The organism is Bradyrhizobium sp. (assembly GCF_049581145.1).
Lineage (GTDB): Bacteria > Pseudomonadota > Alphaproteobacteria > Rhizobiales > Xanthobacteraceae > Bradyrhizobium.
In genome coordinates, this window is the sequence record NZ_JBAURI010001002.1 from 1 (window position 1) to 6,729 (window position 6,729).

A 6,729-nucleotide genomic window follows, 5' to 3' on the forward strand; every position below is an offset into this window, starting at 1 on the left:
GCGCGGCGCCGCAAGGCACGTCCGCACGGGTTTCGGCGCCATCGTCGGCCTATGGTGCCTATGCCGCCGCGCCGATGCCCAGGCCCGTTAGCTACGACGCCTCCTACCGGCTGGATGCCGGCGACAAACTCCGCGTCGTCGTGTTCGGCCAGGACGGTCTGACCAACACCTATATCATCGATGCCGCCGGCTCGATCACCATGCCGCTGATCGGCCAAGTGCCTGCGCGCGGACGCTCGCCGGCCTCGCTCGCCGCCGAGATCACGGCCAAGCTGCGCAACGGCTATATCCGGGAGCCCTCGGTCGCGGTCGAGATCGAATCCTACCGGCCGTTCTTCATCCTCGGCGAAGTCGCGGCTCCCGGCCAATATCCCTACGTGCCGAACATGACGGTCGAGAGCGCGGTCGCAATCGCCGGCGGTTTCTCGCCGCGGGCCCGCCGTGACGCGGTTACGCTCACGCATACCGATGCCTCTGGCGCCGCACGCTACGCAGCGCCGCTCGGCACTTCGCTCAGCCCGGGCGACACCGTGATGGTCGGCGAACGCTGGTTCTGATTTTTCCGTCATTCCGGGCGTGCCCAGCACGAACCTCAGATGCGCAATTGCGCATCGGAGAATCTCGAGCTTCCGGGTTCGTGGCGCCCGTCATCGGGCCGCGCTTGGCGCGGGACCCGTTGGCGCCCCGGAATGACAACCGGCTCATGCTCAGTTCATGCTTTCAGATGCTTGGCAAAGAACGCCATGCTGCGCGGCCAGGCGATATCGGCGCTGGTCTTGTCATAGCTTGCTCGTTCGTCGCAACTAAAGCCGTGCTGCGCGCCCGGATAGATGAAGACCTCGACCTCCGGCCGCTTGGCCTTGATGGTCTCGACATCGGTCAGGGGAATCCCGGCGTCCTTTTCGCCGAAATGCAGTTGCGTGGGCATCTTCGGCTTGTCGTCGGCGAAGCGCACGATGGCGCCACCGTAATAGCCGACCGCAGCCGTTAGCCCCGGCAGTTTGGTCGCTGCCGCATAGGCAATGCTGCCGCCGAGACAGAAGCCGATGATGCCGACCGGCCCCTCGCTTTTCACCGCATCGATCGCGGCCTCGGTGTCGCGCAGCATCGCAGCCCAGTCCGGATTGGCGATGAATTTGCGTGCCTCGGCGATTTCATCGGGTGAATAGCCGCACTGGAAATTCCGCTGGCTGCGGTCGAAGATCGCAGGCGCGATCGCGACATAACCCTCGGCGGCCAATCGGTCGCAAACATTGCGGATGTGGTGATTGACGCCAAAGATCTCCTGGATCACGACGATGGCGCCCTTGGACGCGCCGGTTGGCTCGGCGCGATAGGCGCCCAGCCGGAAATCGTCCGAAGCCGTCAGTTCGATGTCTTGTCCCATGGAGCATCCTTGGCGTTGGCGCGGTTGGTGATCATTGTGGAATGTCGGAGGGTAGCAGAACGTCTGCTCCCCATCACGACGATGGCGCGACGGCAGCCTGGCGTGGCAGGCCATCGAGAAACAGCTCGACCGCATCGATGAACGCCTGCGGCTGGTCGATATTGACCGCATGGCCGGCGGCTGGAATTACCACTTTCCTTGCACCCGGAATCTTCGCTGCCATGTAATCGGATGCCGCCAGGAACGGCGCATCATCGGCGCCGACCACGACCAGCGACGGCACCTTGATGTCAGCCAGCAGCTCGATCACGCGGGCGTCGCGCTGGGTCAGCATGCCGCGCGCGGCGCGCGCGAGCCCGCTGGCGTCGCGATGGCTGACGGTGGAGCGCTCGCGGCTTGCAGCTTTCAATACGTCCAGCCCCTCGCGCTCGAAACGTTCCGCGGTATCAAGCGCGCGCCTGTTCCAGGCCTCACGGGCGTCGTCCTTCTTGAAGCCGGGTCCGGTGTCGATGATCAAGAGCGCCGAGACCCGCTCGGGGTGGGCACGATAGAATGCCAGCGACATGTAGCCGCCGAGCGAGAGGCCGCCGACGATGGCGGCCTTGGCGCCGACCGCGTCGAGCAGCGCTGCCATGTCGCCAACCGTCAACGCCTCGCTGTAGGCCGCGGGATCGGTGGGGTAGTCGGACTGGCCATGGCCGCGCATGTCCCAAAGCACCAGCTTGTGACGCTTCGACAACGCCTCGATCTGGCCGTTCCACATCGTCGATGTCGACGAATAGCCGTGGGTCAGCAGCACAGGCGGTCCGTCGCCATGGATCTCGTAATAGATCTCGACTCCGTCGCGATCGATCTTCGGCATCGCAGTTTCCGTGACGCTTGTTCGACGCTTTTCCGATTTCACTGTAGCGCGATGTTCTGCGGTGTGAACCGTCCAACTTCGACAGGCTGTCAGTCCGCGCGCGCAGGTTGAGGCAATCACCCGTGGTCCAGCACTTGCCAGCATCTTGGCGACGCTATTGCTGCAACGCACAAGACTCGTCGTTCGGGCCCTTGGACACTTGCTTGAGATTGTCGGGATTTTCCCGCGCGCAATTCGTTAAATTTTTATGCTCAACCAGGGTGGGACTTTGACCATGGCTGTTAAGCCTCGTGGAACCCGTTGTGGGCTACCTTTGCAGGTAGGCACTCACCGCGAGCCCCCAAGGTTTCATGACCACCCTCACCAAACCGCCTTCGCCCAAACGGCGTCTCCTGCTTGCGTCGGACCGGGGCGACCACAGCATTGAACTCGCCGATATTCTGCGATCGGTGGGTGAGGTCGACACCATCCCGACCTCGGAGATCCCGCTTGCGCCCGACGGCCATATTTCGGGGATCGTGGTTGATATCAATCTGCGCTCTGCGGAGAGCGTGCAGCGGGTTCGAAGCAAGCTCTCTACCGACGCCTATCGCGAGATGCCGCGGTTGTTCGTGCTTGCCGACGCGCTACACCATGCCTCGATGCAGGCCTGGGCCTTGGGTGCGACGGACACGATTTCGCGACCATTCGATGCCGAGGCTATTTTGCGGCGCATCCGTGCCGCGTTCCCGGACAGTGAGGGATACGACGCCACCGACAGTGGCAAGACCCTGAATCGCGGCGTCGCCGCCGCCCATGAGGTGATCGCCAGGATGTTCGAGCGGCTGCCGGCCGGCGGGCCGCTGCGCTTCGACGACGTCGTTGCGGCCGAGAACAAGATCCTGAAGGCCATCAAGCACTCCTCATTGCGGCAATGGCTCACCATGGTCGGCTGCCATCACACCGGCACCTATCGCCATTGCCTTTTCGTCACCGGCTTCTCGGTGGCGTTCGCGCAGCATCTCGGCATGCGCGAGGACGACCAGCGCCGGCTGACCCGCGCCGCGCTGTTGCACGATGTCGGCAAGGCGTTCATTCCGGTCGGGATCCTCGACAAGCCCGCCAAGCTGTCCGATGAGGAAATGGAGGAAGTCCGCGAGCACCCGCGCCGCGGCTATGACGCGCTCGCCGAGCAGGGCGGCTTCCCTCCGGAAATGCTGGATGTCATCCTGCACCATCATGAGCTGCTGGACGGTACCGGCTATCCCAATGGTCTTCACAGCAACCAGATCAGCGATATCGTGCGGCTGACCACGATCGTCGACATCTACGCGGCGCTGGTGGAGAAACGCGTCTACCGCCTGCCCTATACCCACGCCCGGGCGTTCTCGATCATGGAAGGCATGGCCGGCAAGCTTGACCAGCAATTGCTGCAGGCGTTCCGCCCGGTGGCGTTGGGCTGCTATTGATCGCTCGGCGGAGACTCGGTCGTTGGATTGAGTTGCCTCGGTCTCTGAGTCGGGCGTACGAGGCGCTCATGACGACAAATCCGGACAAGAAATGGCGAGCCGCCAACGCCGGCACCTCCAGGGTCTGCGATTGCAATTCCGTCCTACAGCCGATGGAGTGAAAGCGGGGATCACGACCACTGGGCGAAGTTTGCGGAATTGGAAGGTCCCGATATCCAGCACGAGGGCTACGCGACCTGCGATGACTATCCAAAAGGCGCCTGCCGGAAGTCTTCTCCGCGATGCTGCAGGCGGTGGTGACCGATTTCGCCGCTTATTTCGGTGCCATCACCGAGGATCGCCGCCGCCACCCGTGCGACGATCTCGCCACCGTGATTGCCAATGCGAAGATCAACGGCGACCATATGCCGGACCATGACGCGACCAGCTACTACATGATCGTGGCCACCGCCGGCCACGACACCACGTCGTCATCGACTGCGGGCGCGATCTGGGCACTCGCGCAGGACCCGGCGCAATTTCGCGGGTGAAGGCCGATCCGGCGCTGATTCCGGGCCTGGTCGAGGAGGCGATCCGCTGGACGACGCCGGTGAAGCATTTCATGCGCAGCGCCACTGAGGACACCGAGCTCGGTGGCCGCGCCATCGCCAAGGGTGACTGGCTGATGCTTGCTACGCCTCCTGCAATCGCAACGAAGCGCTATTCGATGCGCCGGACAGCTTCCGCTGTGACCGCCGGCCGAACCGCCACATCTCCTTCGGTTATGGCGCGCATCTCTGCCTCCGCCAGCATCTCGCCAGGCTCGAGATGCGGATTCTGTTCGAGGAACTGCTGCCGCGGCTGAAATCGCTCGCGCTCGATGGCAAGGTGAAGATGACCCAGGCTTATTTCGTCAACGGGCCGAAGAAGCTGCCGATTCGGTTTGAGCTGGCGTGAGCTTCGGCGTTGCAACGAGCAAATCAACCGCTCTTCCTGGGGCTGGAGGCAGCGGGGCATCTCGATTACGACGACGCCGACCTGACGTAACCGCCCTACCCCAGCATCTTGCGCAATTCGGCCTTCGCCACTTTCTCCAGGGTCGAGCGCGGCATCTCGTCGATCAGCCTGATCTCGCAGGGAACCTTGAAATCCGCCAGCGCCTTGCGGCAGGCGGCCATCACGGCGTCCGGCAGGCCCTTCGGCGCCCGTTCGACGCCGGCCTGCGGGATGATGAAGACCACCGGCACTTCGTCCAGCATCGGATGCCTCTTGCCGACGACGGCAGCCTCGCGCACGCCCGGCACGGCGGCAATCACCTGCTCGATCTCGGATGCCGCGACGTTCTCGCCGCCGACCTTCAGCATGTCCTTCGCCCGGTCAGCGAACTTGATGTAGCCGCCCGCGAGCAGCGTCACGCGGTCGCCGGTCGAAAAATAGCCATGGGCGTCAAAGCTCTCGCGGGTGGCCTTTTCATTGTGGAGATATTCGGAAAACAGCGAAAGCCCCGGCACGCCCTTGATCGCGAGATTGCCGGTGCCCCCAACCGGCGTCGGGGCGCCCTGGTCATCGGTGATGCGGATGGCATATTCGGTCGCTGCGCGGCCGATCGACATCGGCGTGTTGGGCTGCTCGACCTCGCCGATGATGCCGTGGCTGATGGTTTCGGTCATGCCCCACCAGCCGATGATCTTGATGCCGAAGGCGGCAAACGCCGGCGGCTCGCAGACCGCGGTGCCCCAAAGCCGGAATTTGTGGTTGTTCGGGATGTCGTGCTCCAGCAGCGCCTTCATGCAGAACGGGATCGTCGAGGTCCAGGTCGAGCCATGCTCGATCGCCACGTGCCAGAAGCGGCTTGCGGAAAACCGCGGCTGAATCACGCAGGTTGCGCCGACCCAGAGGCTCGCCAGCATGGAATAGGCCAGCGCATTGGTGTGAAACAGCGGCAGATAGGTCTGGTGCACGTCGCCCTGGTGCAGGTCCTGATGCGCGGCGTTGACCTTGGCGCCCCACAAGGCGTTGGCATGGGTCCATAACACGGCCTTGGGCCGTGATGTGGTGCCCGAGGTGTATTGCACGCTGCAGGGGGCGAGCGGATCGGTCGGTTGGCGCGGCCGGTCGACGCTGTCGGCGAACAGGGCGTCGAAACTGTCGCCGCGCGGCACGGCGTGTTTGGCCGGTACTCCCGCGTCGTGCGAGATCACCGCGATCCAGCGTAGTTCCTCGCAATGCGATGCGATCGTCTCGGCGTAGGCCGGTTGCGTGATGGCGGCGACCGCACCGCAATGGCCGGCGAAATATTCCATTTCCGCCGCCGCCGAGCGGGTGTTGGTGGTGACTGCGATGGCGCCCAGCTCGACGCAGGCAAACCACGCCAGCATGGCCTCGATGCAATTGTCCAGATGGATCAGGACGAAGTCGCGGGGCTTGATGCCGCGCCTGACGAGGCCGGCGGCGAGCGCGCCGACACGGTCGTGAAACTCGCCGTAGCTCCAGGATCGGGCCGGTGCGCCGAACGGCGCCCAGATCAGGAACGGATGATCGCGGCGGGTTTCAGCCCGCATCCGCAGCAGCCACGGCACGTCGAGCCCCGCGAACGGCCCGACAACGCCCGGCGTTTGTTGATTTGGCATGGTTCCTCCCATGCGGACCTGGATGGCCGCTTCTGCCGTTTCTTGGGAGCCTTCTTGCCATTGCAGCTCGCCGCGATCAAATCGCCGTCTGCCCCGCCGGTATCATGCCGGGGACAAGCCCGGGACGTGACGATCAGTGCCTGTTCAGGCGCCACCATTCTCATACGACGAAATCTCGATCAGGCTGCCGTCGGGGTCACGGCAATAGACCGAGCGCAGCGTGCCGCGCGCGCCTTGTCTTGCGACCGGACCTTCCTCGATCGCAACGTCATTGGCCTTCAGATGCGCGACCACCTCGTCCGGTGGGCTTGTGGTCAGAAAGCACAGATCGTTGCTGCCGGCGGTCTCGTGGTCGGCGGTGAACCATTCCACCTTGTCGGCCGTCTTCGGCCGCACGTTGATCTTCTGGTTGCCGAACATGAG

General features: G+C 64.0%; 8 protein-coding genes. 4 read left to right on the forward strand and 4 right to left on the reverse strand.

Going from position 1 to position 6,729, the window contains the following annotated elements; genetic code table 11:
- Nucleotides 1–557, forward strand: a 557-nt coding sequence (locus WCB02_RS32510; protein WP_423964761.1) for a polysaccharide biosynthesis/export family protein, incomplete at its 5' end; no start/stop codon positions are given.
- A gap of 155 nt (nt 558–712) precedes the next feature.
- Here the strand turns inward: WCB02_RS32510 and WCB02_RS32515 are convergent.
- Nucleotides 713–1,387 (reverse strand): dienelactone hydrolase family protein, encoded by a 675-nt coding sequence (locus WCB02_RS32515; protein ID WP_423964763.1) that lies wholly within the window; start codon nt 1,385–1,387, stop codon nt 713–715.
- Between the two features lie 73 nt (nt 1,388–1,460).
- On the reverse strand, nt 1,461–2,249 hold the full coding sequence (locus WCB02_RS32520) for an alpha/beta fold hydrolase (protein WP_423964765.1): 789 nt from the start codon (nt 2,247–2,249) through the stop codon (nt 1,461–1,463).
- 350 nt (nt 2,250–2,599) lie between these two features.
- Here WCB02_RS32520 and WCB02_RS32525 point away from each other — a divergent pair, with 350 nt between their 5' ends.
- The 3 genes from WCB02_RS32525 (at nt 2,600) to WCB02_RS32535 (ending at nt 4,633) form a co-directional block, all read left to right on the forward strand.
- Nucleotides 2,600–3,697 (forward strand): HD-GYP domain-containing protein, encoded by a 1,098-nt coding sequence (locus tag WCB02_RS32525; protein ID WP_423964768.1) that lies wholly within the window; start codon nt 2,600–2,602, stop codon nt 3,695–3,697.
- A 281-nt stretch (nt 3,698–3,978) separates the two neighbouring features.
- Entirely contained in the window at nt 3,979–4,227 is a 249-nt protein-coding gene (locus WCB02_RS32530; RefSeq protein WP_423964771.1) for a hypothetical protein, read from the forward strand.
- A gap of 127 nt (nt 4,228–4,354) precedes the next feature.
- A complete protein-coding gene (locus tag WCB02_RS32535) occupies nt 4,355–4,633 on the forward strand; it encodes a cytochrome P450 (protein ID WP_423964777.1) in 279 nt (92 codons plus the stop codon).
- Between the two features lie 95 nt (nt 4,634–4,728).
- Here WCB02_RS32535 and WCB02_RS32540 read toward each other — a convergent pair whose 3' ends face one another.
- Together WCB02_RS32540 and WCB02_RS32545 are read right to left on the reverse strand one after the other, a co-directional pair.
- On the reverse strand, nt 4,729–6,306 hold the full coding sequence (locus tag WCB02_RS32540; protein ID WP_423964773.1) for an AMP-binding protein: 1,578 nt from the start codon (nt 6,304–6,306) through the stop codon (nt 4,729–4,731).
- Between the two features lie 144 nt (nt 6,307–6,450).
- Nucleotides 6,451–6,729, reverse strand: a 279-nt coding sequence (locus WCB02_RS32545) for a VOC family protein (protein WP_423964775.1), incomplete at its 5' end; no start/stop codon positions are given.

What these genes read in the sequence shown, in the direction of transcription:
- WCB02_RS32520 (WP_423964765.1), bottom strand. Translation starts at nt 2,249, where the DNA reads ATGCCGAAGATCGATCGCGACGGAGTCGAGATCTATTACGAGATCCAT.
- WCB02_RS32540 (WP_423964773.1), bottom strand. Translation starts at nt 6,306, where the DNA reads ATGCCAAATCAACAAACGCCGGGCGTTGTCGGGCCGTTCGCGGGGCTC.
- WCB02_RS32525 (WP_423964768.1), top strand. Translation starts at nt 2,600, where the DNA reads ATGACCACCCTCACCAAACCGCCTTCGCCCAAACGGCGTCTCCTGCTT.
- WCB02_RS32515 (WP_423964763.1), bottom strand. Translation starts at nt 1,387, where the DNA reads ATGGGACAAGACATCGAACTGACGGCTTCGGACGATTTCCGGCTGGGC.
- WCB02_RS32530 (WP_423964771.1), top strand. Translation starts at nt 3,979, where the DNA reads ATGCTGCAGGCGGTGGTGACCGATTTCGCCGCTTATTTCGGTGCCATC.